This is a genomic window from Verrucosispora sp. SN26_14.1, assembly GCF_004307965.1.
Taxonomy (GTDB): domain Bacteria; phylum Actinomycetota; class Actinomycetes; order Mycobacteriales; family Micromonosporaceae; genus Micromonospora.
Genome location: NZ_SISL01000724.1, coordinates 1 through 1900 on the forward strand (window position 1 = coordinate 1; position 1900 = coordinate 1900).

Here is a 1900-nt window from a genome sequence, read left to right on the forward strand (position 1 = left end):
CCGCCGCACCGACCAGCGCGGCCCCGCCGCCGGCAGCGGGCGGTGACGCCTGGGCCGCCGGGGTCAGCTACCGCACCGGCGACGTGGTGACGTTCGAGGGCAAGCGGTACGAGTGCCGCCAGGGCCACACCGCGATCAACAGCTGGGAGCCCTCGATCTACACCCTCGCGCTGTGGCTCCCGCTGTGAGGCGCCGACTGGTCGCGGCAGCCCTGGTCGTACCGTTCCTGCTCGGCGCCTGCGGGTCACCCGCCGCGCAGCCGCCGCCCGCTCCGACGAGTGACACGACGGTCGCCGAGATCACGGCCGGCGACGAGTACAACGACACCGACGTGATGTTCCTGCAGATGTTCGTCCACCACCAGCGGCAGGCCCTGCAGATGACCGCCACCGCCGTGAAGCGCGCCCAGGACCCGGAGTTGAAGACGCTCGCCCAGGCGGTGCAGGTCACCGAGTCCGACGAGCTGAAGATGATCGAGGGCTGGCTCAGGAGCTGGGGCAAGTCCACCGAGGTCGACACCGCGCCCAACCTGCACGCCCACCACGGTGGACTGCCCGGCACCGGACCGGCCGAGATCGAGGCGTTGACGACGGTCAAGGACGCCGAGTTCGACACGTCCTTCCTGAGCCTCTTCCTGGCCCACCAGCACAACGCGATGGAACTGGCCAACCTGGTCCGCAGCGGCGGCAAGAACGCCGAGACCAAGGCATTCGGCGAGCGGGTACGCGCCTCCCGCCAGGGCGGCATCCAGCAGATGCTCGCAATGATGACCAGCTGACGACTGCGTATGGGCAGCTCGGGGACGGCCGTAGGCGTCGGCCGGCCCCGGGCCCTGTCCGGTCCTACCGACTGACCGTCGGGGGCCGGTCGCCACGCACGCTCGTCCGGGTCACCCGGTAGCGCCGGTTCAGTCGGTTCGGCCAGCCCAGGAACCTGTCGAACATGTCGGCGGCGCTGCCGGTCTGGCAGGGATCGAGTCGATGCAGGTCGTCGATGGCCTCGTGCAGGCAACCGGCCAGATAGACGAAGAGGTTGACCGGGGCACCCTCGTAGTCGGCCAGCAGGGCGAGCTTGCCACGCGTACACGGCCAGGGGTGGCCACAGTGGCGGCACAACCACAGCGGGCGCATCGGCGGATGCTCGGCCGACTCGGCCACGACCCGGTGCGGGGTCGGCGGCGGACGTTCTTCGGTCATGACCGTGGCCTCACCTGCATACGGGCTCCCGCCGACTCGGACGAACGGCGTGCGGCGTACCACCGGTCATGAGCCGCCGACGCCTCACGCAGTAGGAGGCGCGGCAGCCGGTCCGGCATTACGAAAAGTGCGTCGCCGAATCGCGGGTCGCCGGTCGGGCGAGTCGGGCCCGACGGTCAGGCCCAGGGGTTACGGACCCGGAAGGAACTCGCCCGTGCGAACGTCTGCGTACCGTCGGGGAAGTCGATCCAGAACCCCACGTCACGCTCGTGCACCACGAGATGCGGGTAGTTGTGCGCGCGCATCGTCACCGAGGCAGCCGTCGCGCCGCGCTCGGGACAGAAGGTCGCGTCCTCCCGGAACAGCGGGGTGCCCTCGTTCGGGCTCAGCCGCAGTCGCAGGCTCGCATGCCGCAGGTACCGCCCGTCGGCGCTGCGCAGGGTGACACAGTCCGGGTCGGCGAGCCCTCGACTGACTGTGAAGGTGGCCCGTCGCCGGGCCTGCGCACTGCTGGCTCCGGTCACCTCGTCGAGCCCGGCCACGTCGCCGTCGACGGTCAGGTACCGGCCCGGTGCCCGTACGGACTCCAACGACCAGGTGCCGAGCGGGATGGTGCCGGCCGGCACGGACGGGCGTACCGCCGACGGTGACACGGACGGCGACGTCGCCGGGGTCGTGGTGGCCGGGGTCGGGCTGGGGCGCGG

4 protein-coding genes are annotated in these 1900 nt (G+C 71.3%); 2 read left to right on the top strand and 2 right to left on the bottom strand.

Annotated features, from left to right (window positions below; genetic code table 11):
- Together EYA84_RS31310 and EYA84_RS31315 are read left to right on the top strand one after the other, a co-directional pair.
- On the top strand, positions 1 to 188 hold a 188-nt coding region (locus tag EYA84_RS31310), incomplete at its 5' end, for a carbohydrate-binding protein (protein WP_343232800.1).
- On the top strand, positions 173 to 778 hold the full coding sequence (locus EYA84_RS31315; RefSeq protein ID WP_236146072.1) for a DUF305 domain-containing protein: 606 nt from the start codon (positions 173 to 175) through the stop codon (positions 776 to 778). The genes EYA84_RS31310 and EYA84_RS31315, both read left to right, overlap by 16 nt.
- A gap of 64 nt (positions 779 to 842) precedes the next feature.
- On the opposite strand, the gene EYA84_RS31320 is transcribed toward EYA84_RS31315, so the two are convergent.
- Entirely contained in the window at positions 843 to 1196 is a 354-nt protein-coding gene (locus EYA84_RS31320; RefSeq protein WP_131057791.1) for a hypothetical protein, read from the bottom strand.
- Positions 1197 to 1372: 176 nt separating this feature from the next.
- On the bottom strand, positions 1373 to 1900 hold a 528-nt coding region (locus EYA84_RS31325; RefSeq protein ID WP_201272543.1), incomplete at its 5' end, for an AbfB domain-containing protein.